Genomic DNA, 26,990 nt, shown 5'->3' on the forward strand with positions numbered 1-26,990 from the left:
CCCGCCGTGCGAGCCTTGCCTCTACTTGCCCGAGCGCATGATCACGCCGTACCAGCCGAGGCCTTTGTAGGTCTCGTAGCCCGGCGTGGCGTGGAACGCGATCAGGGTACCGGAGCGGTCATGATAGAATCCGCTGCGCCGGCCGTTCAGCGCGATAGGCAGCTTTTCGCTGAGCAGCCCTTGGCCATCGGACGCGGCGATGACGCGAAGATTTGAATCGACCAGCAGCACGCGCGTCTTGTCATCGTCGACGCGAACGCCCTCGACGATGGCGCGGGCCTGCGTCTCCCAGTCGAAATGGACGGCCAGCACGCCGATGGCGCGGCCGTTGGCTTTGCCGCCCTCGCGGACGCTGGCGCAATAGGTGGCGACCTGGGCGTTGCCGAGCAACGGCTGCCGCTCCACGTCGTGGGCGGTGTAGCCGTCGCCGGAACGCAATTCGCGCGCAGCGCGAAACCAGCTGGTGCCGGCGACGTTCGCACCCTTGACCTTGAAACGATCGCCGCGGCCGCCGGCCAGCACGTTGCCGTCGAGGTCGCACAGCCACAGATCGAGATAGACGGTGTAGGCGCCGAGGATCACCGCGAGGCGCTCCGACACATGCGCGGCGGTGATGTCGTTGGGCGAAGCCGCGCCATCGACGACGGCGGAATCGGTAGCCCACCAGCGCACGTCGCAGGTCCGCTCATAGAGATTGCGGTCGATCAGCTCGATGGCGTTCAGCGAAAGGTCGACCATGCGCTCGCCGCGCGAACGCTCCGTCATGTTGTCGATCGACGACATCAGGCTGCCGGTGCGAGCGGTGAGCTGGGTTTCGAGCTCGCGGGCGATGGTTTCGACCTGCTGGCCGACATTGCGCACTTCCTGCGCCACCACCGCGAAGCCTGCGCCTTGCACGCCGGCGCGCGAACTTTCGATCAGCGCGTTCAGCGCCAGCATCTTCATCTGGTTGGTGATGTTCTGGATCGACCGGGTCTTCTCGCAGGCGATCTGGTTGACCTCGGCGGTCAGCCGCGCAATCAGCGCGGAGATGTCGGAACCATCGTCGGCGGGGTCGGCTGGCGGAATTGCGCGAGCGAGGTGGCTGTTGCGTTCCATCGCCATGGCGATCCCGCGTCCTTTGCAAAATTGGTGTTTGATCGATCGGGAGCAGCGCGCCCTGATGCGTCACCGGATACCGGTGCCGTTGTCGCCGATTATAGCTAACAGAAACTTAATTTCCGCGTGGCGAACTGCGACGGATCGCACCGTGGGCGGCCTCAATGGCTGCCCGTATTTTCGTCATGCGGCCGTTTCTCCTTCAGACATTCGTCGATCGCCGCCAGAAGGGTCCTTGGCTTGAACGGCTTGCGCAGGCGGCGCCTGGCGCCCAGCGCCAACGCCATCCGCAGGAAGTCCGGAGCCGGCGACTGGCTTTCCGCAAAGGCGTAGCCAGAGATCGCGATGAGCGGCACGCCGGGGGCGCTCTGGTGGAACAGCCGCACCGATGCAAAGCCATCCATGTTCGGCCCGAAGATATTGATGATGACCAGATCGCGTGTCTGTATCGAACGATGCGCATATAGGTTGTTGTTGCGGTGTGGTTCTGGTTATTTGCGGCGCGTGGTATCCGGCCACGCGCTTGTGGTATCTATATGAAATGTTGCGGTTTCCCGCCGCGTTGCCATATCCGGAATTCCCGTTCAGCGACTTGAGACGAGCACCCCATGACCGACACGACGACCACCTCCGCGCCGACCTCGCAGCCGTTCCAGGCCGAGGTCGCCGAATTGCTGAACCTGATGGTTCACTCGGTCTATTCCGAGACCGATATTTTCCTGCGCGAGTTGATCTCCAATGCCTCCGACGCCTGCGACAAGCTGCGTTATGAGGCGATCGCCAATCCCGGATTGATCGCCGAAGGTGCCTCGCCGAACATCACCATCGCGCCGGACAAGGAAGCCAACATCCTGTCGGTGATCGACACCGGCATCGGCATGGACCGCCAGGAACTGATCGACAATCTCGGGACCATCGCGCGCTCCGGCACCAAGTCGTTCCTGTCGCGGCTCACCGAGGCCAAGGACGGCGCAGGGCTAATCGGCCAGTTCGGCGTCGGCTTCTATGCGGCGTTCATGGTGGCCGAGAAGATCGTCGTTACCAGCCGTCGTGCCGGCGAACATGACGCCTTTACCTGGACCTCGTCGGGCGGCGCCGGCTTCGAGATCGCGCAGCTGGAAGACGGCATGAGCGTGCCGGCCGGAACGCGGATCGACCTGCACCTCAAGGAGGACGCCAAGAAGTATCTCGAAGCTCACGAGATCGAGCGCATCGTCGGCGCCTATTCCGACAACATCCAGTTCCCGATCCTGCTCAAGGATGGCGACGCCGAGCCGCGCCAAATCAATTCCGCCAGCGCGCTGTGGCAGCGCTCGAAGTCCGAGCTGACGCCGGAGGATTACACCCAAGCCTACAAGTCAATCGCCAATGCCTGGGACGAGCCGGCGATGACGCTGCATTACCGCGCCGAGGGCCGCTATTCCTACGCCGTGCTGCTGTTCGCGCCTTCGGCCAAGCCGTTCGACCTGTTCGAGCCGAACCGCAAGGGCAAGGTCAAGCTCTATGTCCGCCGCGTCTTCATCACCGACGATGCCGACCTGCTGCCGACCTATCTGCGCTTCATCCGCGGCGTCATCGATGCCGAGGATCTGCCGCTGAACCTGTCGCGCGAGATGCTGCAGAACAATCCGCAGCTGGCGCAGATCCGCAAGGCCGTCGCCACCCGCGTGGTCGGCGAAATGGAGAGCATGAGCGACAAGGACCCGGAAGCCTTCGCCAGGATCTGGGATGCGTTCGGTCCGGTGATCAAGGAAGGCCTCTATGAGGATTACGAGCGCCGCGAGAAGCTGCTGTCGCTGTCGCGCTTCACCAGCACGACTGGTGAGAAGCGTTCGCTGAAGCAGTATGTCGCCGATCTCAAGCCGAACCAGACCGAGATCTACTACCTCGTGGGCGACAGCCTTGATCGACTGAAGTCGAATCCGAAACTGGAAGCGGCAAAGTCGCGCGGCATCGAGGTTCTGCTGCTGACCGATCACGTCGATGCGTTCTGGACCTCGATGCCGACCGATTTCGAGGGCAAGCCGCTGAAGTCGCTGAGCCAGGGCGAGGTCGATCTCGATCTGGTGCCGCGCATCGACGAAGAGGCCAAGGACGACAGCAAGCCGGAGACCGACGAGGCCGCGACCATCGCCGTCATCAAGGACGCGCTCGGCGACCGCGTCTCCGACGTGAAGGCCTCGACACGGCTGACGACCTCCGCCTCCTGCCTCGTGGCCGGTGGTCACGGCCCGGACCGCGAGCTGGAACGCATGCTGGCGATGCAGAACAGGGGCGCCGGCACCAAGCCGATCCTTGAGATCAACCTGCGCCATCCGCTGGTGGCAAGGATCGCGGGCGCCGACGCTGCGCCCGGTGGCGTTGCCGCGGACTTGTCGTTCCTGCTGCTGGAGCAGGCGCAGATCCTCGACGGTGAACTGCCGGAAGACCCGGCGGCATTTGCGGCCCGGCTGCACCGACTGGTACTGAAGGCGATGTAGTCGTTCACGATCGGACGGCCTGTGCCGCGTCGTCCTCGCGAGGGCGGGGGCGACGCTGCGCACAGGGCGTCTATTTCAGCAACCCTACTCATCCCAAAGATTAGCTGTTCCTGCGCTACGTTCTAAAATAGCTTCCCGGCAACACTAAAAAACCGGGAGGCTACCTCATGAAATTCGGGCATTTGTCGTCGGCTGCCGCTTTGTGCAGTCTGTTTATTGCTGCACCTGCGCTGGCGCAGGGCGTCAAGATCGGCATCCTCAACGACCAGTCCGGCGTCTATGCCGACTACGGCGGCAAGTATTCACTCGAAGCCGCCAAAATGGCGATCGAGGACTTCGGCGGCGAGGTGCTCGGCAAGAAGATCGAGCTGATCACCGCCGACCACCAGAACAAGCCCGATCTCGCCGTCTCGATCGCGCGGCGCTGGTACGACGTTGAAGGCGTCGACATGATCACCGAACTCACCACCTCCTCGGTGGCGCTGGCGGTGCAGGAGTTGTCGGCGCAGCAAAAGAAGATCGATATCGTGGTGGGGGCGGCGAGCTCGCGCATTACCGGCGACGCCTGCACGCCCTATGGTTTTCACTGGTCGTTCGACACCCACGCGCTCGGCGTCGGTACCGGCGGCGCGCTGACCGAGGCCGGCGGCGATACCTGGTTCTTCCTGACGGCTGACTACGCTTTCGGCTATTCGCTGGAAAAGGACACCGGCGACATCGTCAAGGCGAAGGGCGGCAAGGTGCTCGGTGCGGTCCGTCATCCGCTGAATTCTTCGGACTTCTCATCCTTCCTGCTGCAGGCGCAGGCTTCCAAGGCCAAGGTAATTGGCCTGGCCAATGCCGGCCTCGACACCACCAATGCGGTCAAGCAGGCGTCCGAATTCGGCATCGTGGCCGGCGGCCAGAAGCTGGCCGGTCTCTTGCTCACGCTGGCCGAAGTGAACGGCCTTGGCCTGCAGGCGGCGCAGGGTCTGGTTCTGACGGAATCCTTCTACTGGGACCGTGACGACAAATCGCGCGAGTTCGCCGACCGCTTCTTCAAGCGCACGCAGCGGATGCCGAACATGATCCAGGCCGGCACCTATTCATCGACGTTGTCGTATCTGAAGGCGGTGAAGGCCGCCGGCACGAAGGATTCGGACGCGGTGGTGAAGAAGCTGAAGGAACTTCCGGTGAACGACGCCTTCGCGCAGGGCGGCAAGGTGCTCGCCAACGGACGCATGGTGAAGGACCTCTATCTGTTCGAGGTCAAGAAGCCTTCGGAATCGAAGAAGCCCTGGGACTACTACAAGCAGCTCGCCACGGTGCCCGGTGACAAGGCCTATCCCACCGCTGCAGAGAGCGGCTGCCCGCTGACGAAATAGAACGGAAGCGTTTCCAAGCGAAGCAGCTGCCGCCTTCCGCGGCCCCGGCGTGGCATCATGTTCACGCCGGGACGTCGCGACCGAGCTGCCAAGAAGTCAGCTGATTAGGCCGTCATTTAAACGTCAGGCGGCGCGGGTCTTGGCGCTTACGATAAGAAAATTGTCGATCGCTTCGAGAAACGCTTCCGGAGCCTGCAACGGCGGTACGTGGGCGCAGCCCTTCAGCACGTGCAGGCGCGCGTCGGGCAGCAACGCCTGAAGCTCTTCCGACATAGGCGGCGGCGTCGCTTCGTCCTGATCGCCGACCATCACCAGCACGGGCACCGTCACCTTTGACAGTTCCGGCCGCAGGTCGAGTCCGGCCAGCGCGGTGCAGGCCGCGTGGAACACGTCGACGTCGGTGCGCAGGAACGCCGCTTCGCGCTCGCGCATCAGTTCGGGATGCGCTTCCTGATACTCCGGGGCAAACAGTCGTCGCATCGCGACCTGCGCGATGGCGGCCAATCCCTTGCCGCGCGCGGCGCTCGCCATGTTGCGGAACGCTTCGCGGCCGGGTTCGGTGAAGGCTGCGCCGCAGTCGGCCAGCACCAGCCGCGCGGCGATGCCGGGATGGCGGATCGCCATCTGCAGCGCGACGAAGCCGCCATAGCCGTTGCCGAGAACGATGGCGTCCTCGCCAGCCGCGGCTTCGCGCACCAAAGCTGCCATGCGATCGGCGACGGCGGCGAGACCGCCCTCGACCGGGCGTGAGGCGCCGAATCCCGGCAGCTCCGGCACGATGAGGCGGAAGCTCGAGGCGAGCGTCGGCACGATGCGGTCGAAGCTGGTGCGGTCGGCCAGCAGCGAATGGAACAGAACCAGCGGCGGGCCTTCGCCCAAAACCTCAGCGTTTACAGTTCCGTCGGCAAAAAACTGGTTCATCGAAAGTCCTCACTCGTTCGCTCTCAGGATCCAGTGATACGGAGATTTCAATCAATTTCAAGTCGGTTTCTGGTTGACGTGATATTTCACGTATGTCAGAAAATGGAAGGCAACTGGAACAAATCCATGCTTTTGCGCGACAATATCTACGATTTACTCCGCGATGATATCCTGAGCTGTCGCTTTGCGCCGGGTGATGATATGCGCGAGCAAGATCTTGCGGAGCGTTACGCGGTCAGTCGCCAGCCGGTGCGCGAAGCCTTGCTGCGGCTGGAGCGCGAGCATCTGGTGACGGTGCAGCCGCGTCAGGGCTACCGGGTCAATCCGATTTCGCTGGGAGATGCGCGCGATCTGCTGCGGTTTCGCCTGGCGCTCGAGCCGGCCTGCGTCACCGAGGCGATCGAACACGCGCCCGCCGAGGTGCTGACGGCGCTGGATGAGTTCCGGACCTTCGTCGGCAACCGCGAAGAATTCATCACCTACAACCGTGCCTTCCATACCGCGCTGGCCTATGCCTCCGGCAACCGCCGCATGGCGGTCGCGGCCTGCGACCTGATCGGGCAGGCGGACCGTCTTGTCCGCGTCAGCCTCGCCAACGTCAAAGGGCACGATCCGGCGCAGCTGGTCGCCGAACACGCCGATCTGATCGACGCGATGCAGCGCCGCGACAGCCGCACCGCCTCGCGCATCATCCGGGCCCACATTCAAAAAACTGAAAAACGCGTCCTGCCTGCCTTGGCCAGGAACGCGGTGATTATCTGAAGGAGAATTGCAATGAACAGCCCTGCAACACCGGCGGTCTCGGACGTCGAAACGCATGGCAATTTCGTGGACGGACGCCAGATCGAGGCCGGCGACGGCACGCTGCTCGACGTCCGCAACCCCGCCACCGGCGAGATCATTGCGCGGATTCCGAATTCCACCGCGGCGGACATTGACCGCGCGATGAAGAGCGCGCGTGCGGCGTTCGAGGGCCGCGAGTGGGGCGGCATGGACATCCGCAGCCGCGCCCGTCTGGTGAACAAGCTCGCCGACGCGTTCGAGGCCAATCTGGATACGCTGTATCGTCTGGAGACCCTGAATAACGGTCGCCCGCTGAACGAGACGCGCGCGCAACTCGGGCGCCTGCCGGATTTCTTCCGCTATTTCGCCGGCCTGGCGCTGTCGCGGCGCGACTCGGTCATCCCCGTCGAGGGCGATTACCTGAACTACACGTTGCGCACGCCGATCGGCGTTGTCGCCAATTGCACACCGTTCAACCACCCCCTGATGATCATGTGCAAATCGCTCGCTGCCGTATTGGCCTCGGGCTGCACGACCGTCGTCAAGCCGTCGGAATATACCCCGCTGACGACGCTGAAGCTGGCGCAGATCTTCACCGATGCCGGCCTGCCGCCGGGGGTTTTCAACGTGGTGCTCGGCCTCGGCCAGAACGCCGGCAAGATGCTGGCCGAGCATCCCGACATCAACAAGCTGGTGCTGACCGGCGGCACCGAAGCCGGTCGCATTGCCGGCGCGGCTGCCGCGAAAGTCTTTGCGCATCAGACCATGGAGCTTGGCGGCAAGACGCCGGTGATGGTGTTCGACGATTTCGACATCGACCAGGCCGTCAATTATGCCGCCTTCGGGGCGTTCATCGGCGCCGGTCAGACCTGCGTCTGTGCCTCCCGGCATATCGTGCAGGACACGATCTACGACGAGTTCGTCGAGAAATTGCAGCGCAAGACGGAATCGATCCGCATTGGCGATCCCTTCGATCCCGCGACGCAGCTCGGCCCCGTCATCTCCGCCAGGCAGCGCGACCGCGTGCTGATGTATTCGCGCTTCGGCCATGAAGACGGCGCGCGGCTGGTCACCGGCGGCGTGGCCGCCGAGGTGGCGGGCCATGCGGGCGGCTACTTCGTCAAGCCGACGGTGTTTGCGGATGTGCGCGCCGACATGCGCATCTTCCAGGAAGAGGTGTTCGGCCCGTTCACGTCGGTGACGCCGTTCAAGGACGAGGCCGATGCGCTGCGGCTGGCCAACGACTCGCCGTTCGGTTTGGCTGCGGCGATCCGCACCCGCGACGTCGGCCGCGCCCACCGCGTCGCCTCGCGCGTCCGCGCCGGCATCGTCTGGGTCAACGATCACCACCGGCTCGATCCGGCGTCGCCCTGGGGCGGCGTCGACGACAGCGGCATCGGCAGCGAATTCGGCACCGAAAGCTTTGAGACCCACTTCAACACCAAGAGCGTGATGGTGGCGACCGCCGAGAAGGATTTCGACTGGTACCGCGACACGGCGGGCCAGAAGCGCCTGAACTAAAACCAAGCGGACGGCTGCACGAAGTCCGAAGAGGCGCAGCCGTCCAGACTTTTTACGAACACCAAGGGGGGAGCTACGCCTATGCCAACTTCAGTCAACGCCGGAGGCCGCCTCGATCGGCTTCCGATCGGACCATTCCACTACCGCATCATGACCCTGATCGGCATTGGCATGTTTTTCGACGGCTTCGATATCTACCTCGCCGGCACCGTACTCGGCGTCACGTTGAAGAGCGGCTTTTCCACGCTCGGACAGAATGCCATCTTCATCTCGGCGACCTTCTTCGGGATGATGGTGGGCTCATTCGGGACCGGCTTCCTCGGTGATCGCTTCGGTCGCCGCTTCAGCTATCAGTTCAACCTGCTGCTGTTCGGTCTGGCCTCGCTGGCCGCCGCCTTCGCGCCAGACATGACCATCCTGATCATCTGCCGCTTCTTCATGGGGGTCGGGCTCGGCGCCGAGAACGTGGTCGGCTATTCCACCATGACCGAATTCGTGCCGGCCAAGTCGCGCGGCAAGTGGCTCGGCATGATGGCGGTGTGTGTGGTCACGGGTCTGCCGGCGGCGCTGCTGGTCGCCTCCTTCGTCGTGCCGACCTTCGGCTGGCGCGCAATGTTCATACTCGGCGGCGTCGGTGCGCTGGTCGTCTGGTATCTGCGCAAGAACCTTCCGGAATCGCCGCGCTGGCTTGAAGCCGTCGGTCGCAAGGAAGAGGCTGAAGCGCTGATGCTGAGTATCGAAAAGGAAGCTGCACAGGGCCAGCCGCTGCCTCCGCCGGCCGCCGCGCCTGCGGTCGCACCATCCGGCAATATCGCGACGTTGTTCACCCAGCCGCTGCTGTCGCGCATGATCGTCGGCTCTGTGTGTCTGATCACCATCAATACGCTGCTGTATGGCTTCGTGACCTGGCTGCCGGTATTCTTCATCAAGCAAGGCCTGAGCGTCGCCACCTCGTTCAGCTATGCGCTGCTGATGGCGCTGGGTGCGCCTGTCGGCTCGGCGATCGGCGCGCTGACTGCGGATCGCTGGGGCCGCAAGCCGACCATCATCGGCTCGTCGCTGATCGCGGTGGTGCTCGGCATCATCTATCCGATGATCTCCGATCCGATCATGCTTCCGGCGGTAGGCTTCCTGCTGACGATCCCGATCTACGTGCTCGTCGCTCTGCTGTTCGGCATCTACATCCCCGAACTGTTCCCGACCGAAGTGCGGCTGCGCGCGTCCGGCATCGTCAATACGCTGGGCCGCGGCGCCACCATCGTCACGCCGTTCTTGGTCGTGATGCTGTTCGAGGCCCGCGGCGTCGCCGGCGTGATGTCACTGATGATCGGCTTGCTGGTCCTTCAGATCATCGTGGTCGGGGCAATGGGTATCGAAACCCGTCATCGTCGGCTTGAAGAGCTGAAGGACGAGGAGATGGCGCACGTCGCGGTGAAACAGACCTCCTGACGCGATAGTTTGGTCAACTGATAAACGTCCGGCGAACGACACATGGTCGTTCGCCGGACGTAATCATGAACCCGCCCTCGCGGTAAGAAGTGAAGTGCCGCGGGATCAATAGCCGGTCATTTCCAGATAGCCGACGCCGCTCCGGCTGCCCTTGAACGTGATCGGGCCTTCCCAATAGGGAAAGCTCGTCGCCATCCACGCCTGCGCATTCAGCGGCTTGGTCTCGATCGAGAGGCCGCGCGCGGTGATTTTGATTTGCCACGATGTCGGAAGCTTGCGTCCCGCCACTTCGCTGAAGGCGGTGGGCGTCATCGCGATGTCCTTTGATGCGATCTGCTGTGACGTACCGTCCTGCGCAATCCAGTTGCCGGAAAAATAGTTGTCGCCGCTGCTCTGGCGGAGTCGGAACAGCATCAGCTTCTCGCCACCGTCGAGATGTAGCGAGAACCAATCCCAACCGTTCTGATCGGAGGCCAAAGGCTGGCTGGAGAATTCACGGTCCATCCAGGCGCGGCCGGTGACCTCAACGGCTCTGTTGTCGATCGTGATGCTGCCGCGCGCGGCAAAATACGGCTGGCTGTAGTAATACGACGCCTGTCCGCGCTCCGACTTTCGGCTGTAGCCGGCGTCGCCTTGCAGCACCAAACCCTGCTGCGTTTCCAGCCGCAACCGATAGCTGAACGCTGCGCCCGATGCGTTGACGTCGAGCGGCGATACCGTGGCATCGTTGAACCCCTCACCGCCGCGCATCTCCCACGCATCGATCCAGGCGCGGAACGGCACGGTGGTAACGCCGGCCTGGCCAATGCCGCCGCGCGCAAATGCTTCAGAATAGCGATGCGCGCTTGCGGAGGTCGCCGCGGCGTGGCCCATCCAGATCTGCGGATTGGCCCAGCCCTCGCCTTGCGCGCCGGCCGCCATCGCCTGGCGAAACAAAGTCCACTGCGCGCCATAGGAAGCGCCATTGGCGTCGACCAGATTGGCGGTCAGGTACCACCACTCGATGCGAAACTCCGGATGCGCGCCGTGATCGGCCGGAAAGTTCAGCACGCGGCCCGGCGCCACGCCGGCAAAACCGTCGGCGTCGCGCCCCAGTCCGGCAAAGCCCTGCGCGCGCGCCTGCGGTGCGCCGAAGCCGAGCAACGCCAGTCCGCCGGCAAAGGCGCGGCGCGTGAGGAGATTACCGCTCATCAGCAAACACCTTCACCAGTTGCGCCGGTTGCATCCGCAGTAGTTTGACGATCGGCAACAGCGCCGCCAGCAGGGATGCCAGCATCGCCACGCCGAGCAGTTCGATCAACTGCCACGGAAAGACATGGAACGGCAGTCGCCAGCCGAACGCCTTCACATTCACCACCGCGATCAGGCACCACGCCACGCCCAGCCCCAGCGGCAGCGCGAGCAGCGAGGTGATCAGCGCGACGGACATTGTTTTCAGGAGTTCAATGAAGGCGAGGCGCTTGCGCGTGATGCCGATCGCCCATAGCGGCGCCAGTTGCGGCAGCCGCGACTGACTCAGCGTCAGCAGGCTGGTCAGCAGCGCGACGCCGGCGACGCCGAGCGTGAAAGCGTTCAGCGCCGCCGTGACCGCAAAGGTGCGGTTGAAGATCTTCAGGGACTCGGTCTTCACCGTCGACTGGTCGGCGAGGTTGCGGCCGTCGAGCCCGAACCTGCTCTTGATATCAGCCATCAGCGCGGTCACCTCCGCGAGCGCGACGCGCAGTCCCATCCGGGTCTGCGAAATATCCGGGAAGCGCTGTACCAGCGCGTTCACATTGACGCCGATCTGGCCTTTCGGATTGCCGTAATCGGCATAGATGGCCACGACCTCCAGCGGCCAGTCGCCGGATGGCGAGGGCACACTGACGCGATCACCAAGGTTCAATTTCATGCGCCGCGACAGTTGCTCGCTGATCAGCGCGGCGTCGCCATTGCGCAGGCGATCCCATGCGTCGCTGGTCGATTCCAGCAGCGGCCATTGCTGGCGATAGGTGGCGTGGTCGGCGAAGCCCAGCACCTCCACCGGCATGCCGGCAAGTTGCACGTCGGTGCGGGTGCCGGGCAGCACGGCCTGCACTTCCGGGCGCTGTTTCAACCAGTCTTTGATCTCCACCGCCTGTCGTTCGCTGGAGGCGTTGAGATAGATCTCCGCCGCCAGCCGCCCGTCGAGCCATCCGGTGAAGGTGCGGCTGAAACTCTCTACCATCGTGCCGACGCCGACATTGACCGCCAGCGCCAGAAGCAGTGCCATCAGCGCCAGCGACAGGCCGGAGAGTTGCAAGCGGCTGTCGGCCCAGAACCACTTCGCCAAAGGTCGCTTCGTGTTGCGTTCGCCGGCGGCCAGCACGGTTCCGAGGATCACCGGCAGCGCCAGCGCCGCGCCGATCAGCAGCGCGGCCAGCACGAAAAATCCCGCGATCAGCGAGTCGCCCACCCACAACACGGCACCCGCGCCGAGCAGCACGATGATCGCAAACGTGCCTTGCAGTCGCAGCCAGCGGCCCTGCGCCTGCTGCCAGGCATAAGGCTGCGCCGCCGTCAGCAGCGGTAGCCGTACCGCCTTCAGCAGGCTCGACGTGGCGGCCGCCAGCGCCCCAAGGATGGAGATCGCAAGCCCGGCCAGCCACCATTCCGGCTTCAAGGTGAGTTGGCCGGGAATCGTTGCACCGTAAAGCCCGCGCAGCGACGCCACGACGTCGGGCAGCAGGGACGCCGCGATGTAGTAGCCGCATACGAGACCGATCAGGCCGGCCACCACCGCGATCGAGACCAGTTCGACCAGCATGATGGTGTTGAGCAGCCGCGCCGAGACGCCGCAGGCGCGCAACGTGCGCAGCATAGGCCGGCGCTGCTCGAAGCCGAGCCCGATGGCGGAATTGACGATGAACAGGCCGACGACGAACGATAGCAATCCGAAGGCGGTGAGGTTGAGATGGAAACTGTCGGTGAGCCGCTCCAGATCGCTCTCGGCGTCGGGCTCGACGAGGCGCAACTGGTTCGTCACTGACTCCAGCGCGGCGCGTGGTCCGCTGGCCTTGCCGATCAACAGCCGGGATATCTGGCCGGGCATCTTCAACACCCGCTGTGCGACGCCGATATCGACGACCAGCGCGCCTTGCACCAGTTGAGGCTGCAGGCGCAGCGGCGGCAATGGCAACGCTCCGCTGACAGAGGGTGTGGTCCCCTCGGTGAGTCCGAGTTCTGCAAGCGTCTCCGGCGAGATCAGCGTCTGGCCGGGCTGCGTGATGAAGGCCTGTACGCCCGCCTTGCCGATCTCCGCGGTCGCGCTCGCTTCCACCGGCAGCGTCACCGGCTCGATGCCGAGCAGCCTTATCGTGCGCCCGCCGATCTGCACGCGGCCCTCCAGCATCGGCGACACTGGCCAGCCGGCGCGGCGCAACTCGACGAACAGTTCTTGTGAAAACGTCGCGTGGTCGCGGCCGACCAGCATCGCGGTGCGCGCGCCGCCGAAGGTGGCGGCGGCACGATCATAGCTGGTGCGCGCCTGTTGGTTCAGTGCCTGGACGCCGCTCCATAAAGCGGTGGCGGCGATCAGCCCGACGAGCAGGGTGGCAAGCTGCATCGGATGCCGGCGCCAGTGGCTCAGCAGCACCGTGAGAATCCACAGCGCGCGTTTCACCGGATCAGGCCGGCGTGGAGCTGCACCTGGCGGTCCAGCGTGGCGGCGAGCCGTGCGCTATGCGTCACCATCAGAAAGCCGCAGCCGGTGCGCTGCACGAGATCGCGCGCGAGGGCGAGCACGTCGTCGGCGGTGTCCTCGTCGAGATTGCCGGTCGGCTCGTCGGCCAGCAGCAGCAGCGGCTTGGCTGCCAGCGCGCGGCCGATTGCGACGCGCTGTTGTTGTCCGCCGGAGAGCTGTTCGGGGTAGCGCTTCAGCAGAGTGGCAAGCCCGAGCCGCTCGATCAATTCGCTGTGCCAGATCGCATCGTGCCGGCCGGCGATGCGCGACTGGAAGGCGAGGTTGTCGGCGACGTTGAGACTGGGAATGAGATTGAACTGCTGGAATACGAGGCCGAGCCGGTCGCGTCGTAGTGCCGCGCGCGCGGTGTCCGGCATTCCGGTGATGATCGTATCCTCAAGCCGGATCTCGCCGGCATCGGCCTGGTCGAGCCCGGCGATCAGATGCAGCAGCGTGCTCTTGCCGCTGCCGGATTCGCCGGTCAGCGCCACGCTCTCGCCGGCCGCGACATCGAGATCGACGCCGCGCAGCACCGCGACCTGTTCCTGCGCCGAACGATAGGATTTTGTGAGATGGCGGACGGTGAGCATGCCGGGTGAATGTAGCAGATTACTGCCGCGAAGTACGGCTTCGATGCTCTTTTCGCGTCACCGCGATGCGGGCTTTCTCTCCGACACCAGCGCCAGCAGCACCGTCGCGGCCATGAAGGCCGCCGAGGCGCCGAACACCCAATGCGGCCGCGCGCTGTCCATCAACCAGCCGAATAGCAGCGGGCTGATGATGCCGCCGAAGTTGAAGCCGGTGGAGACGATGCCGAAGGCGCGGCCGGCGGCGCCCGCGGGCGCGGCGTTGCGCACCAGCATGTCGCGCGAAGGCACGATCACGCCGCTGAGGAACCCGGCCACCGCCATCGTCAGCGTCAGCACCAATGGCGGCAATGTCACCGCTGCGATTGTGAAAACGATCACGGCGTTGACGGCGAAACATCCCGCAGCGATCTGGCTGTGACGCACCGCACGGTCGGCCAGCACGCCGCCGACAAGAACGCCGACCGCGCTTGCCCCGAGATAGGCCGTCAGCGCGATATTGGCGGATGAGAACGAGTGGCCATAGCCGCTCGTCAGGGCGACGATGCCGAAACTGTTGATACCGTTCTGCGACAGCGCCAGTAGCGTAAAGAACAAGGTCAGCAGCAGGATTGCGGGCGTCATCATGCTGGGTTTCGCTGCCGGAGTGCTATCGGCGGCTTCGTGCATGGCGCCGGCGTCGGGAATCCCCACCACGACCAGCATCAGCGCAACCAGAAGGCCGATCAGCCCGGCGGCGATGAGTGCGGATGCGCCGCCAATGCCGGCCACCAGCGCCGCCATGATCGCAGGCGCCACTGCGCCACCGAGAAAGCCGGCAAAGCTGTGAATCGAGAACGCGCGCCCCATCCGCGCTTCGTCCATATGTGCCGAAAGGATGGCGTAGTCCGCGGGATGGTAGACGCTGTTGGCGAGGCCGAGCAGTGCGGCGCAGACGATCAGCGCAGGATAGTTCAGATGCAGGCCGAGCGTGATCAGCGCGCTGCCGCCCAGCACCATGCCGAGGATCAGGATCTTTCGCGCGCCGATGCGGTCGACAAGGTAGCCGATCGGGGCCTGAGTGAGGCCGGATACCACGGCAAACACGGTGAGCGAGAGACCGAGGTCGACATAACCGACGCCGAGCCGTTCCTTCAGGAAAGGGAAAAGCATCGGCAGCACGAAGATGTGGAAGTGACTTACCCAATGCGCCACCGAGATGGCACCAAGCGTGCGCGGCGCTGAACCGACTTTTGCAGGATCAGATGCGGCCGGAATATCGACCATCGCAGTTTCCGCCCGTTACTATGTTGCAGCCTTCAATGTTAGCTAGACCTACGGCCGCTATCGGGGCTTGTCTATGAACGTTGTGGCATGCAGCCGTTGCGGACGTTGCATTGGCGGGTATGCGACATCACGGCTCGCGACGGTGGTTCGCAAAATGCGAAATGATTGGGCATGACAGTGCCGCGCTCGTTTTTTAGGCCGCTGCGTATCCTGCTGTCCGAAGGCAGCAGCACTTCCGCGCGCGAGGCCATCACCGTGCTTGGCCTCGCCGGCCACACCATCGAGATTTGCGACCCCGCAGCCTTCCCTCTGACGCTGTTCTCGCGCTTCCCACGGAAAGTTCACCGCTGCCCGCCGATGCGCGACGATCCCCTGGGATTCCTCGCTTTCGTTGAACAACTCGTGGCGCGCGAGCGCTTCGACGTGCTGCTGCCGATCCACGAGCAGGGTTATCTTTTCGCCCGGTTTCAGCAGCGCTTCGCCCGCGTCGGACTGGCGCTGCCGGCTTTCGAGAGCTACCGCACCTTGCACAGCAAGGTCGGTTTCCACCGCGTACTTGACCAACTCGGCCTGCCCCAGCCAGCGACCACCATCGTCCGCGAGGCGGATGGTCTGCGTGCGGCGGCGCGGCTGCCCTGCGTGATCAAGACCGCGATCGGCACCGCCAGCCGCGGCGTCTGGATGGTACGCGACGCGGCCGGCTTCGATCGCGCGCTGCGCGAATTGACGTCAGGCGAGGGCTTCGCCGATGACGTGCTGGTGCAGGCGCTGGCCGAGGGTTTTACCGAAAAGGCGCAGGGCGTGTTCGGCGGTGGCGTATTGCTCGGCTTCCATGCCTATCGTCAGATAGCCGAGGGCGCGGGGGGCGGCGATGCCCGGAAGTGCAGCGTGCGCCGTGAGGGCGTCCGCGCCGATCTCGCGCGGATCGGCCGGCATCTGAACTGGCACGGCGCGCTGTCGGTGGATTACATCTGGAGCGAAGCCGGACCGGTATACATCGACGCCAATCCGCGTCTGGTCGAGCCGATGGCGGCTTTTCTTGCCGGCAACGATCTCGTCGACCTGCTGCTGCGCATTTCGACCGGTGAGACGCCCGCGCCGTTGCCCGACGGCCGCGACGGCGTTCTCACCCATCAGGCGATGCAGGCTTTACTTGGCTGCGCGCAACGCGGCGGCACGAGGCGCGAGGTGCTGCGCGAATCGTTTGATCTCTTTCGCCACCGCGGCGTCTATGCCGGCAGCACCGAGGAACTGACGCCGGTGCGGCAGGATCCATGGAGCCTGTTGCCACTGGCCATCACCACGCTGGCGCTGCTTGTTTCGCCAAGGCTGGCGAAGCCGTTGGCGACAAGGGGCTGGGGCCAACATCTGCTCAGTCCGCGCACCGTCCGGTTGATCGAAGGCTAGCTTATGCTCACTCGGCTTCGTCGTCGCGGTCGCGCTTGGGGGTGGCGATGTCGCCGTCTTCCTCGTCCTCGTCGGGCGCGGGCGGCGTGGGCTCTGGCGGTTCGTGGTCGGGACGGGGTGGCGGCTTGCGCGGTCGTTCATTCATTTGTGTCCCCTTGACCTCAATTGCACCGAGATTGGCGTGCATCCTGACGCCTTCCCGCAATTGCCGCTCCCAATTCGCGCCATTCCGTGTAAACGGGGCGTATCCAGCCAATTGCAATTCCAGCCCATCCCTATCCGGAGTGACGATGAAAAAGCCGAAGATCGAAATGGACGAACCGCAGGCCCGCAAGATCATCCGCGCCGATCGCGCGCCGACCGAGGGCTATTCGCTGGTTGTCGACGGCCATTTCAAGTCGCATCACGACACCGTGGAAGCCGCCGAAGAAGCCGGCATGAAGCTGAAGAACGCCTATCAGATGCTGCAGATCCAGGTCTACGATTCCGCGACCAAGACCCGCACCATGATCGAATGGCCGGCTCCCGCAGCCGCCAAGGCCGCGGAAGCCGTCTAGGCCTCAGGTCCGGTGACCGCCGTTGACCTGGCCAGCTAGCCAGGCGGCGAGCGCCGGGCTTTTCGGCTTCGGCGCGGAGCCAGTCTTGCCGCTAGTCTTGCTGCCGGCCTTTGTGCCGGACTTGGCTGAGGACGAAGCCTTTTTCGTCTTGGCGACGACCGGCGGCGCGAGAGCCTCGCGGGCGAGGCGGGCAGCGCGCAGCTTGGCCATGTTGTCGGTCACGGCCTTGGCTGCGGCGTCGCGTTCGGCCCTGCCGGAATGGTCTTCTTCGCGGGCCATCAGACGGCTTTCTTCTTCGCTACGGCCTTCTTGGCCTTCGGTTTGGTTTCGACCGGATTGGCCTGTGCGTCGGCCTCGCGGGCGAGGCGTTCGGCGCGCAGTTGCTCCGTGCGCTTGCGAATCGCAATGTCGGCGGCCGCAATGTCGGCCATCGCCTTGATGCCTTCGGTCTCCTGTGCGAGTTTCCGGCTTAGGCGAATTTCCTTCATTTCGGCTGGGGTTTTCGGTTCCGGTTCGGTATCCATAACTGCCTCAATTCTGGCCGCGCAATGGGTGGCAGCGGCTATTGCTGCTGCAATCCTACCAGAAACGGCCGGGCAAAGGCACCCCGCAGGCCCAATAAACGGGACCTTCCGTTAAGCGCGTGGGTAAAAAACTGCGTTGTCCCGCTTTGTATGCGAGCGTTGCGCGCAACGCGCCTTCCTGAGACAATTGCGGCTCAAACGGACCGCCTTACCCCATGCTCAGCAAGCTCTTCGATGACGGCGCCGACAATCTGCGCGGCCGCATCTTCAGTATTTACGTCATCCTGATACCGATGAACGTCATGGCTTGGCTGTGGGCGTGGATCGCGTTTCACGACCAGCCGGTGCTGCTCGGCACCGCGGTGCTGGCCTATACGTTCGGGCTGCGCCACGCCGTCGATGCCGACCATATCGCCGCGATCGACAATGTGACGCGCAAGCTGATGCAATCCGGCAAGCGACCGATCTCGGTCGGGCTGTTTTTCGCGCTCGGCCATTCCAGCGTCGTTATCGTTGCCTCACTGCTGGTGGCGCTGACGGTGGCGACGTTGCAGTCGAGCTTCGAGGGCTTCCGCGAAGTCGGCGGGCTGATCGGCACCGGCGTGTCGGCGTTCTTCCTGCTCGCCGTCGCCGTGGCCAATATCGTCATCCTGGTGTCGGTGTTCCGGCTGTTCAGGGCGGTGAAGCGCGGCGAGCGTTTCATCGAGGAGGACTTCAATATCCTGATGTCGCAGCGCGGCCTGATCGGCCGGATGCTGCGCTCGCTGTTCGGGATCATCTCGAAGAGCTGGCACATGTACCCGCTCGGCATCCTGTTCGGTCTGGGCTTCGACACCGCAACCGAGATAGCGCTGCTCGGCATCGCCGCCTCGCAAGGCGCCGAGGGCATGTCGACGTGGTCGATCCTGGTATTCCCGGCGCTGTTCACCGCCGGCATGACGCTGGTCGACACCACCGACGCCGTGCTGATGGTGCGCGCCTATGGCTGGGCCTACATCAAGCCGATCCGCAAGCTGTACTACAACATGACCATCACGCTGGTGTCGGTGATCGTCGCGCTGCTGATCGGCGGTGTCGAGGCGCTGGGTCTGATCGGCCGCAAGCTCGACCTGACCGGCAGCTTCTGGAACGGGATCGAGGCGCTCAACGAGAATTTAGGCGCGCTCGGCTACGTCATCATCGCGATCTTCCTCGCGAGCTGGATGATCTCGGTGATCGTCTATCGCCTCAAGGGCTATGACGACATCGAAGTCCGCGTGCACTGACGGCGCGACGGTGCCGGCCTATTTACCCGGCATCTTTTCCAGCGCGGCGCGCTTCCAGAGGTCCCAGGCGCGGCCGTGGATCTGGTCGATCACGCCCAGCGTTTTCTGGCTTTCTTCTGGCTCCATGAAGCTGACCGCTCCGCCGAGCGACATCGCCTGCATCTGCAGTTGCGCATTGACGTTGCTGTAGTGCGCCCGGAACACCGCCATCGGAATCGTCGCCGCGACCACGACACTGCCGTGGCCGCGCATCAGCGCGACACTGCGGTCGCCGAGCGTGGCCGCCAGCGCCTTGCCGAGTTGCGGGTTGCTGACCAGCATATTGCTCTGGCCGGCGCTGTCGCGGATTTCGAACACCGGCACGCTCGGAGACAGGAAGGCGCCGAGGTGAAATACCGGACGCAGCGGCACGCTGGAGACGCTGAACGGGATCACGCCGGGCGAATGGGTGTGGACGACGGCCATCACGTCCGGCCGCGCCTTGTAGATCTCGCCGTGGATGAAGCGTTCGAGGAAGCTGTTGCGCCCTTTGGCATCGACCGGATTGGAATCGAGATCGTACTCCAGGATATCGTCCGCGACGACAAGGGCCGGCGCCACGGAACGCCCCATCAGATAGCGGTTCGGATTGTTAGGGTGCCGCATGCTGACATGGCCGAAGCCGTCGATGACATTGAGGTCGGTCAGCACCCGGTTGGCGAGCACCAGATCCTGCATCGCGGCCTGGTCGACCGGGCCGCCGGAGGCAGGTGCGGTCTGTGCATAAGCCGGCGCGAAGCTTGCGGTGAGCAACAACAACAGCAAAGCGGGGCGGGGCAGTCTCATCGCGCGTCTCCCGGAAGAGGGTGGCTTGATTCTCCACCTTTCCGGCACCCTGACACCGGACACATCAGACGGCAACCACCGGCCCGCCTTCCTTCTTCCATGCGTCGATGCCGCCTTCGAGATGCGCAGCGTTGACGAGACCGGCGTCGGTCGCGGCCTTCACCGCCATCGCCGAGCGCTCGCCGAAGGCGCAGACGAAGATGATGCGCCGGCCCGTCGCATTGGCCACTTCGCGCAGCATGCCGCCGGGTTTCAGGCTGTCGGCAATCGCGGGGTAGGGCGCATGCAGCGCGCCGGGCAGAACCCCGTGTCGCGCGCGCTCGCCGGCCTCGCGCAGGTCGACCAATAAAATATCGGGATCGCCGAGCCGGTTGATCGCGTTCCGGGCTGACAGCGCCTGGCCCAGGCGGGCCAGTTCATCCTGCTTCAGCCCGACGCTCATATTGGCCGGCATCACCACGTCCATCAGTCTCGGATTCGGCAAATTCAGGTTGTTCATCAGCTCGATATAGTCCTCGACCGACTTCACCTGCAGCCGCGGATTGAACCGTTTCTCTTCGCCGATAGTCGAGACGGTGTCGCCTTTGTAGTCGTGCGCCGGGAATACCATCGTCTCGTCCGGCAGCTTCAGCAGCCGGCCGAACAGCGAATCATATTGCGCTCGTGCGCTGCCGTTCTGGAAATCGGTGCGGCCGGTGCCGCGGATCAGCAGCGTGTCGCCGGTGAAGACGCGGTCGCCCATCAGATAGCTGTAGGAATCGTCGGTGTGGCCCGGCGTGTACATCACGTCGAGGCTGACGCCCTCGATCCGCACCTTGTCGCCGTCCGCGACCCGCATGGCCACCACGTCGGCTTTGCTCTGCTCGCCCATGATGGTGACGCATTGCGTGCGGTCACGCAGTTCGGCGAGGCCGGTGACGTGGTCGGCATGCAGATGGGTATCGACGGCCTTGACCAGTCTGAGGTCGAGTTCGCGCAGCAACTGGCAGTAGCGATCGACTTTCTCCAGCACCGGATCGAGGATCAGCGCCTCGCCGCCGGCACGGCTGGCGAGCAAATAGCTGTAGGTGCCGGAGACGCTGTCGAACAATTGGCGGAAGATCATGCGTATTCCGATGCGATGATATGGTTTGGCGACTTTAGCCGATGCGAAGCCGGCTGCGCGATGCGTTTTCGCGGCACAGCAATGCTGCTAGACAGATGCGACGTTGATCCGGCGAGGATATGACATGGCGGAATATGTGGTGGAATTCGGCCGGGACGGCGGCCGCGTGGAAGCCGACGGCCGGCTGGATGCGGCGGCGTTTCACCGCAATCACCAGGCTATCTGGCAGGCGCTGGCGCCGTTTCTCGAAGGCCGCCGCGGCGATGTCGTCGAGGTCGGCAGCGGAACCGGCCAGCACGTCGTGGAGTTTGCAGGCCGCACGCCGGACATCACCTGGTGGCCGAGCGATCTCAACGAGGCGCATCTGCGCAGCATCGCGGCCTGGAGCGCTCATGCGCAGGCTGGCAATGTTCGTGCGCCGCTGCGCATCGATCTCGGCGATCCTCTTTGGTGCCCGCAGATGCGGGACGGCAGCGGACCGGGACCGCTGCTGGCGGTGTTCTGCGCCAATGTCGTGCACATCGCGCCGTGGCCGGTCGCCGAGGGCCTGATTGCCGGCGCGGCGCGTTACCTCGCGCCGGACGGGCGGCTATTCCTCTACGGTCCGTTCAAGCAAGGTGGCCGGCATACCGCGGTGAGCAATGCCGTGTTCGACACCAGCCTGCGATCCGGCAATCCGGAATGGGGCGTGCGGGACGTGGCCGAGCTGGAACAGGTCGCAACAAAGGCCGGCCTCCAACTGAGCGATACGATCGCGATGCCTGCCAACAATCTCGTGCTGGTTTTTGCCCGCATCTGAGTTTCCCGCCGCATGGCGCGTCTGCGCGGACGTGAGTTGTTCGGCTGATCTGCGGCCCTATATAGTCTCGGCGCAATCGCAGGCCCGGATCAACCCGGCCAAGACCGGGCGGAAATGCCGATGATCGACCTCCCCATCGCCGATGATTCGACGAACGATGCCCGTGCGCGCGGAAACGTGCGCAAGCTCGCCGTCGCGCAGGCGCTGGCCGGCGCCAATTCGGCGGTCATCTTCGCCACCGGGGCGATCGTCGGTTCGATGCTGGCGCCGAGCGTTTCGCTCGCCACCGTACCGATCTCAATCTACGTCGTCGGCCTCGCCTGCGGTACGCTCCCGGTCGGCATCATTTCGCGCGCCTATGGCCGCCGCGTCGCCTTCATCATAGGCAGCGGCTGTGGCGCGATCTGCGGCGTGCTGGGCGCGCTGGCGATCTTCAACGCCTCGTTCGCGCTGTTCTGCTGCGCGACCTTCTTCGGCGGATTTTACGGCGCCGTTGCGCAGTCGTACCGCTTCGCCGCCGCCGACGGCGCTAGTGCGGCGTACAGGCCGAAGGCGGTGTCCTGGGTGATGGCCGGCGGCGTGTTCGCAGGCGTGCTCGGCCCGCAATTGGTGCAGTGGACGATGGATATCTGGCCGCCTTATCTGTTTGCCGTCAGCTTCGCGGCGCAGGCGGTGGTGGCGCTGATCGCGATGGCGCTGCTCTGCACTGTCGATGCGCCGAAGCCGGCGCCGGCCGACCTGCATGGCGGCAGGCCGCTGCTGGAAATCGCGCGGCAGCCGCGCTTCATCGCCGCGGCGATCTGCGGCGTGGTGTCATATTCGATGATGAATCTCGTGATGACGTCGGCACCGCTGGCGATGAAGATGTGCGGACTCAGCCTCAGCGATTCCAATTTCGGCATCCAGTGGCACGTCGTGGCAATGTACGGGCCCAGCTTCTTCACGGGATCGCTGATCGCCCGCTTCGGCGCACCGCGCATCGTCGCGGCAGGCCTGGCGCTGGAAGCGGTCGCGGCGGTGATTGGCCTGTCCGGCATCACCGCGATGCATTTCTGGGGCGGCCTCGTGGTGCTCGGCCTCGGCTGGAATTTCGGTTTTATCGGCGCCTCGGCGCTGGTGCTGGAGAGCCATCGCCCGCAGGAACGTAACAAGGTGCAGGCGTTCAACGATTTCCTGGTGTTCGGCGTGATGGCGGTCGGGTCGTTCTCGTCCGGGCAATTGCTGGCGAATTACGGATGGGGAACGGTCAACGCCGTGGTGTTTCCGCCGGTCCTGCTCGGGTTGGGGATGCTGGCGCTGGCCGGATTCGCCAGGCGCCGCGCGGCGCAACAGGCAATCGGGGTGCCCGGCCCGGCGAGCTGATCCAATCGCCGGCCGGGGCGCTGGCGCGCTGACATTGATCAATGTCATGGTTCGGCCGACCAACATCTTCATAGTGATAGCCGGCCGCGCGTGAACGGGCGCCGCATGGCGCATCGCGTCGGCGTGCGTTGTCCGGGCGGTTCATGGCCCTCACATCCGCGCACCAGCAGGCCGGATCAACCTGGTCGAGATTGCGGCCGCGAATGCCGATGATCACAGCCGCCATCACCGAGGATCTGCCCGGCGACGCCCGTGCGCGCGCGAACGTGCGCAAGCTCGCGGTCGCGCAGGCGCTGGCCGGCGCCAATTCGGCGGTGATTTTCGCGACCGGCGCCGTCGTCGGTTCGATGCTGGCGTCGAGCGCGTCCCTCGCCACCGTGCCAATCTCGACCTATGTCGTCGGCCTCGCTTGCGGCACGCTCCCGGTCGGCCTCATCTCGCGCGCCTATGGCCGCCGCGTCGCCTTCCTGATCGGCAGCGGCTGCGGTGTAATTTGCGGCGTACTCGGCGCGCTGGCGATTCTCCATGCCTCGTTCGCGCTATTCTGCTTCGCGACCTTCTTCGGCGGATTGTACGGCGCGGTGGCGCACTCCTATCGCTTTGCCGCGGCCGACGGCGCCAGCGCCACCTATCGCCCGAAGGCGGTGGCATGGGTATTGGCCGGTGGCGCGCTGGCCGGCGTGCTCGGCCCCCAACTGCTGCAATGGACGATGGACGTCTGGCAGCCGTATCTGTTCGCCTTCAGCTTCAGCGCGCAGGCCGTGGTGGCGCTGATCGCGATGGCTGTGCTGGCCACTGTCGATGCGCCGAAGCCGGCGGCGGTCGATCTGCGCGGCGGCCGTCCGCTGCGGGACATCGTGCGGCAGCCGCGCTTCATCATAGCGGCGGCCTGTGGTGTCGTGTCCTATTCGATGATGAATCTGGTGATGACCTCCGCGCCGCTGGCGATGCGGATGTGCGGGCTCAGCCTCAGCGATTCCAACGTCAGTATTCAGTGGCATGTCGTGGCGATGTATATCCCGAGCTTCTTCACGGGGTCGCTGATCGCCCGCTTCGGCGCGTTGCGCATCGTGGTGGTCGGCTTGATGATGGAGGCAGCCGCGGCGGTGATCGGCCTTTCCGGCATCACCGCGGCGCATTTCTGGGGCGGCCTCATCGTGCTCAGCGTCGGCTGGAATTTCGGCTTCGTCGGCGCTTCCGCGCTGGTGCTGGCGACCCATCGGCCATCGGAGCGCAACAAGGTGCAGGCGTTCAATGACTTCCTGGTGTTCGGGCTGATGGCGCTGGGCTCATTCTCGTCCGGCCCATTGCTGGCGAACTACGGCTGGGGCACCGTCAACGCGATGGTGTTTCCGCCGGTGATACTGTGCCTCGCCGTGCTCACATTGGCCGGGGTCACCAGACGCCGCGCCGCCTAAGCCGCGCGCAATCAGTCGACGAAGGCGTGCTCGTCCGTCTCGAAACGCTCGCGCGGCCAGGCGATCTGCACCACCGCGCCGTGGTCCGGGAAGACCCGGTTGGAGAACGCGACCTTGGCGCCGGTGCGCTCCAGCAGCGTGCGGGCGATGAACACGCCGAGCCCGAGCCCGGTATGCTCGCCGCTGTCATCACCGCCGCGCCGCCGCGTCAGATAGGGCTCGCCGATCCGCTTCAACAGGTCCGGCGGAATGCCCGGCCCGTCGTCGGAGATCGAGATTGCGACGCTGTCGGTGTTCCACCACGCATTGACCTCGACCCGCTCGCGGGCGAAATCGACCGCGTTCTCCAGGATGTTGCCGACGCCGTACAGGATCGCCGGATTGCGCATCGCGGTCGGCTCGACCGCGCTGGCCACCGCAATGCGGATCTTGATGGCGATGCCGAAATCGCGGTGCGGCGCGACGGCCTCCTCGATCAGCGTCGACAGCCGCATCCGGTCGAACGGCGCGCCGGCGGAGTTCAGCTGCGTGATCTTGGACAGGATCTCGCGGCAGCGCTGCGACTGCTCGCGCAATGTCTTGAGATCGTCGGCGATCTCCGGCGTGTTGTGGACGTTCTTTTCCAGTTCGCGCGAGATCAGGAAAATGGTCGAGAGCGGTGTGCCGAGCTCATGCGCCGCGGCGGCAGCAAGGCCGTCGATCTGCGTCAGATGCTGCTCGCGCGTCAGTACCAGTTCGGTCGCCGCCAGCGCGTCGGAGAGCTTGCGGGCTTCCTCGGTGACCTGGAAGGCATACAGGCTGGTGACGCCGATCGCGGTCAGGATCGAGAGCCAGACCCCGAGCAGATAGATCTGCGGCAGCACCAGCGGCTCGTCGGCATCCCACGGCAGCGGCCGATGGAAAAACGCCAGCATGGTCGCGCAGACCGCCGCCATTACGCCGAGCGCAATGGTCAGCCGCGTCGGCAGCGCCGTCGCCGAGATCAGCACCGGAGCCAGGAACAGGAACGAGAACGGGTTCTGCAGCCCGCCGGTGAAGAACAACAGCGCGGCCAGTTCGGCGATGTTGAGCGCCAGCAACCCCGCGGCATAGCGCGGCTCCAGCCGCTGCATCGGGTTGAACAGCATCTGCAGCACGAGATTGAGCCCCGCCGAAATGCTGATGACGCCGAGGCAGGGTAGCACCGGAACTTCAAAATCGAGGCCCTGCGCCACGACAAAGATCGCGACGAGCTGGCCCAAAGCCGCCAGCCAGCGCAGCCGCAGGATGGTGTCGAGCCGGACATGGCGGCGCGGATGGCGGAAGTCGGAGGCGTCAACATCGGTCATGCCGGGAACACTAGACGGCGGCAGCCCTGACCACAAATCCGCGGCAAGCTGGCAAAGTGTTGACCGGGCAAGGGCTTGCGCATCTGGCGGCGATCCCGCTAGGAACGGCACGCATGACGATCGAACTCGCCCAGATGTCCGAAAGGCCGATCCCCGCAGCCGCTGCGCACGCGGCGATCGAGGTCGAGCATCTCGTCAAGCTCTACAAGACCACCCGCGCCGTCGATGACGTCTCTTTCAACATCGCGCGCGGCAGCGTCACCGGCCTGCTCGGCGGCAACGGCGCCGGCAAGACCACGACCATTGCGATGATCATGGGCTTGGTGCTGCCGACCTCCGGCCGCGTCTCGGTGCTCGGCTGCGCGATGCCCGGACAGAGCGCGCAGGTGCTCGGCCGGATGAATTTTGAGAGCCCCTATGTCGATATGCCGATGCGGCTGACGGTGCGGCAGAACCTCACGGTGTTCGGCAAGCTCTATGCGGTGCCGGACCTGCGCGGCCGTATCCAACAGCTGGCGGAGGATCTCGACCTCACCGAATTCCTTGATCGCGCCAGCGGCAAGCTCTCGGCCGGGCAGAAGACCCGCGTCGCTCTGGCCAAGGCGCTGATCAACCAGCCCGAGTTGCTGCTGCTGGACGAGCCGACCGCCTCGCTCGATCCCGATACGGCGGACTGGATCCGGCAGCATCTGGAGACCTACCGCAAGACGCATAACGCCACGATCCTGCTGGCCTCGCATAACATGCTGGAAGTCGAACGGCTGTGCGACCGCGTCATCATCATGAAGACCGGCCGCGTCGAGGACGACGACAGCCCGGCGAATATCCTGATCCGCTACAACCGCACGACGCTGGAAGAAGTGTTCCTCGACGTCGCGCGCGGCCGGGAGCGCGCGTCATGAGCCTGACGGGGATGACCGAGCAGTTCCGCGGCATCGCGATGCACCGCGTCAACGCGATGGTGCTGCGCTACTGGTACCTGCTGGTGTCGTCGTGGCCGCGAATGCTGGAACTGGTGTACTGGCCGGCGCTGCAGATCATCACCTGGGGCTTCCTGCAGAACTACATCTCGCAGAATGCCGGTTTCTTCGCGCAGGCCGGCGGCACGCTGATCGGCGCGGTGATCCTGTGGGACATCCTGTTCCGCGGCCAGCTCGGCTTCTCGATCTCGTTCCTTGAGGAGATGTGGGCGCGCAATCTCGGCAACCTGATGATGAGCCCGCTGAAGCCG

Annotated in this window: 25 protein-coding genes and 1 pseudogene; 13 read left to right on the plus strand and 13 right to left on the minus strand. The window is 64.7% G+C overall.

Going from position 1 to position 26,990, the window contains the following annotated elements; genetic code table 11:
• Nucleotides 1-21 precede the first annotated feature (21 nt).
• Together JWQ24_RS08130 and JWQ24_RS08135 are read right to left on the minus strand one after the other, a co-directional pair.
• A complete protein-coding gene (locus JWQ24_RS08130) occupies nt 22-1,098 on the minus strand; it encodes a methyl-accepting chemotaxis protein (RefSeq protein WP_299806524.1) in 1,077 nt (358 codons plus the stop codon).
• A 161-nt stretch (nt 1,099-1,259) separates the two neighbouring features.
• On the minus strand, nt 1,260-1,502 hold the full coding sequence (locus tag JWQ24_RS08135; RefSeq protein ID WP_366521421.1) for a response regulator: 243 nt from the start codon (nt 1,500-1,502) through the stop codon (nt 1,260-1,262).
• Between the two features lie 204 nt (nt 1,503-1,706).
• Between JWQ24_RS08135 and htpG the strand changes: the two genes are divergently transcribed.
• On the plus strand, nt 1,707-3,578 hold the full coding sequence (gene htpG / locus JWQ24_RS08140; RefSeq protein WP_299806475.1) for a molecular chaperone HtpG: 1,872 nt from the start codon (nt 1,707-1,709) through the stop codon (nt 3,576-3,578).
• 167 nt (nt 3,579-3,745) lie between these two features.
• Nucleotides 3,746-4,942, plus strand: coding sequence for an ABC transporter substrate-binding protein (locus JWQ24_RS08145; protein ID WP_299806477.1), 1,197 nt, complete (start codon nt 3,746-3,748; stop codon nt 4,940-4,942).
• Nucleotides 4,943-5,065: 123 nt separating this feature from the next.
• On the opposite strand, the gene JWQ24_RS08150 is transcribed toward JWQ24_RS08145, so the two are convergent.
• Nucleotides 5,066-5,863 (minus strand): alpha/beta fold hydrolase, encoded by a 798-nt coding sequence (locus JWQ24_RS08150; protein ID WP_299806479.1) that lies wholly within the window; start codon nt 5,861-5,863, stop codon nt 5,066-5,068.
• A 126-nt stretch (nt 5,864-5,989) separates the two neighbouring features.
• Between JWQ24_RS08150 and JWQ24_RS08155 the strand changes: the two genes are divergently transcribed.
• The 3 genes from JWQ24_RS08155 to JWQ24_RS08165 all read left to right on the plus strand — a co-directional run bounded on the left by JWQ24_RS08155 (nt 5,990) and on the right by JWQ24_RS08165 (nt 9,616).
• A complete protein-coding gene (locus JWQ24_RS08155; protein WP_299806526.1) occupies nt 5,990-6,625 on the plus strand; it encodes a GntR family transcriptional regulator in 636 nt (211 codons plus the stop codon).
• A gap of 12 nt (nt 6,626-6,637) precedes the next feature.
• A complete protein-coding gene (locus JWQ24_RS08160; protein ID WP_299806482.1) occupies nt 6,638-8,167 on the plus strand; it encodes an aldehyde dehydrogenase in 1,530 nt (509 codons plus the stop codon).
• A gap of 81 nt (nt 8,168-8,248) precedes the next feature.
• On the plus strand, nt 8,249-9,616 hold the full coding sequence (locus JWQ24_RS08165) for an MFS transporter (protein ID WP_299806484.1): 1,368 nt from the start codon (nt 8,249-8,251) through the stop codon (nt 9,614-9,616).
• 105 nt (nt 9,617-9,721) lie between these two features.
• Here the strand turns inward: JWQ24_RS08165 and JWQ24_RS08170 are convergent, their stop codons facing one another.
• From JWQ24_RS08170 to JWQ24_RS08185, 4 genes are read right to left on the minus strand one after another with little or no spacing between them, the layout of a single operon-like run.
• Complete coding sequence (locus JWQ24_RS08170) at nt 9,722-10,807, minus strand: lipocalin-like domain-containing protein (protein WP_299806486.1); 1,086 nt, start codon at nt 10,805-10,807, stop codon at nt 9,722-9,724.
• The gene (locus tag JWQ24_RS08175; protein ID WP_299806488.1) at nt 10,797-13,256 is read right to left on the minus strand and encodes an ABC transporter permease; all 2,460 of its coding nucleotides are present in this window, start codon (nt 13,254-13,256) and stop codon (nt 10,797-10,799) included. Before JWQ24_RS08175 ends, JWQ24_RS08170 begins: the two co-directional genes overlap by 11 nt.
• Entirely contained in the window at nt 13,253-13,906 is a 654-nt protein-coding gene (locus JWQ24_RS08180) for an ABC transporter ATP-binding protein (RefSeq protein WP_299806490.1), read from the minus strand. Before JWQ24_RS08180 ends, JWQ24_RS08175 begins: the two co-directional genes overlap by 4 nt.
• 57 nt (nt 13,907-13,963) lie before the next feature.
• Complete coding sequence (locus tag JWQ24_RS08185) at nt 13,964-15,169, minus strand: MFS transporter (protein WP_299806491.1); 1,206 nt, start codon at nt 15,167-15,169, stop codon at nt 13,964-13,966.
• 171 nt (nt 15,170-15,340) lie between these two features.
• Between JWQ24_RS08185 and JWQ24_RS08190 the strand changes: the two genes are divergently transcribed.
• A complete protein-coding gene (locus JWQ24_RS08190; RefSeq protein ID WP_299806493.1) occupies nt 15,341-16,576 on the plus strand; it encodes a hypothetical protein in 1,236 nt (411 codons plus the stop codon).
• A gap of 7 nt (nt 16,577-16,583) precedes the next feature.
• Here JWQ24_RS08190 and JWQ24_RS08195 read toward each other — a convergent pair whose 3' ends face one another.
• The gene (locus tag JWQ24_RS08195) at nt 16,584-16,721 is read right to left on the minus strand and encodes a hypothetical protein (protein WP_299806495.1); all 138 of its coding nucleotides are present in this window, start codon (nt 16,719-16,721) and stop codon (nt 16,584-16,586) included.
• Nucleotides 16,722-16,866: 145 nt separating this feature from the next.
• On the opposite strand from JWQ24_RS08195, the gene JWQ24_RS08200 reads away from it, so the two are divergent.
• Nucleotides 16,867-17,133 (plus strand): hypothetical protein, encoded by a 267-nt coding sequence (locus JWQ24_RS08200; RefSeq protein WP_299806498.1) that lies wholly within the window; start codon nt 16,867-16,869, stop codon nt 17,131-17,133.
• Between the two features lie 3 nt (nt 17,134-17,136).
• Here JWQ24_RS08200 and JWQ24_RS08205 read toward each other — a convergent pair whose 3' ends face one another.
• Complete coding sequence (locus tag JWQ24_RS08205; RefSeq protein ID WP_299806500.1) at nt 17,137-17,412, minus strand: hypothetical protein; 276 nt, start codon at nt 17,410-17,412, stop codon at nt 17,137-17,139.
• The gene (locus JWQ24_RS08210) at nt 17,412-17,657 is read right to left on the minus strand and encodes a transcriptional regulator (protein WP_299806502.1); all 246 of its coding nucleotides are present in this window, start codon (nt 17,655-17,657) and stop codon (nt 17,412-17,414) included. The genes JWQ24_RS08205 and JWQ24_RS08210 overlap by 1 nt, the downstream gene beginning before the upstream one ends.
• A 215-nt stretch (nt 17,658-17,872) precedes the next feature.
• On the opposite strand from JWQ24_RS08210, the gene JWQ24_RS08215 reads away from it, so the two are divergent.
• Nucleotides 17,873-18,922, plus strand: a complete 1,050-nt coding sequence (locus tag JWQ24_RS08215; RefSeq protein WP_299806504.1) for a HoxN/HupN/NixA family nickel/cobalt transporter — start codon at nt 17,873-17,875, stop codon at nt 18,920-18,922.
• A gap of 18 nt (nt 18,923-18,940) precedes the next feature.
• On the opposite strand, the gene JWQ24_RS08220 is transcribed toward JWQ24_RS08215, so the two are convergent.
• Nucleotides 18,941-19,747: a class II aldolase/adducin family protein gene (locus JWQ24_RS08220; RefSeq protein ID WP_299806506.1), complete on the minus strand. Its 807-nt coding sequence runs from the start codon at nt 19,745-19,747 to the stop codon at nt 18,941-18,943.
• A gap of 64 nt (nt 19,748-19,811) precedes the next feature.
• The gene (locus tag JWQ24_RS08225; RefSeq protein ID WP_299806508.1) at nt 19,812-20,852 is read right to left on the minus strand and encodes an MBL fold metallo-hydrolase; all 1,041 of its coding nucleotides are present in this window, start codon (nt 20,850-20,852) and stop codon (nt 19,812-19,814) included.
• A 124-nt stretch (nt 20,853-20,976) separates the two neighbouring features.
• On the opposite strand from JWQ24_RS08225, the gene JWQ24_RS08230 reads away from it, so the two are divergent.
• The 3 genes from JWQ24_RS08230 (at nt 20,977) to JWQ24_RS08240 (ending at nt 24,431) form a co-directional block, all read left to right on the plus strand.
• The gene (locus JWQ24_RS08230) at nt 20,977-21,651 is read left to right on the plus strand and encodes a DUF938 domain-containing protein (RefSeq protein WP_299806510.1); all 675 of its coding nucleotides are present in this window, start codon (nt 20,977-20,979) and stop codon (nt 21,649-21,651) included.
• 120 nt (nt 21,652-21,771) lie between these two features.
• Nucleotides 21,772-23,013 (plus strand): MFS transporter, encoded by a 1,242-nt coding sequence (locus JWQ24_RS08235; protein ID WP_299806511.1) that lies wholly within the window; start codon nt 21,772-21,774, stop codon nt 23,011-23,013.
• Between the two features lie 209 nt (nt 23,014-23,222).
• Entirely contained in the window at nt 23,223-24,431 is a 1,209-nt protein-coding gene (locus JWQ24_RS08240; RefSeq protein WP_299806512.1) for an MFS transporter, read from the plus strand.
• Nucleotides 24,432-24,442: 11 nt separating this feature from the next.
• On the opposite strand, the gene JWQ24_RS08245 is transcribed toward JWQ24_RS08240, so the two are convergent.
• On the minus strand, nt 24,443-25,759 hold the full coding sequence (locus JWQ24_RS08245; protein WP_299806514.1) for an ActS/PrrB/RegB family redox-sensitive histidine kinase: 1,317 nt from the start codon (nt 25,757-25,759) through the stop codon (nt 24,443-24,445).
• Nucleotides 25,760-25,872: 113 nt separating this feature from the next.
• Between JWQ24_RS08245 and JWQ24_RS08250 the strand changes: the two genes are divergently transcribed.
• On the plus strand, nt 25,873-26,661 hold the full coding sequence (locus JWQ24_RS08250; RefSeq protein ID WP_299806516.1) for an ABC transporter ATP-binding protein: 789 nt from the start codon (nt 25,873-25,875) through the stop codon (nt 26,659-26,661).
• Nucleotides 26,658-26,990 (plus strand): annotated as a pseudogene (locus JWQ24_RS08255) (ABC transporter permease); the annotation flags it as partial. The gene JWQ24_RS08250 and the pseudogene JWQ24_RS08255, both read left to right, overlap by 4 nt.

Origin of the sequence: Tardiphaga sp., assembly GCF_028290495.1 — a bacterium.
Lineage (GTDB): Bacteria > Pseudomonadota > Alphaproteobacteria > Rhizobiales > Xanthobacteraceae > Tardiphaga.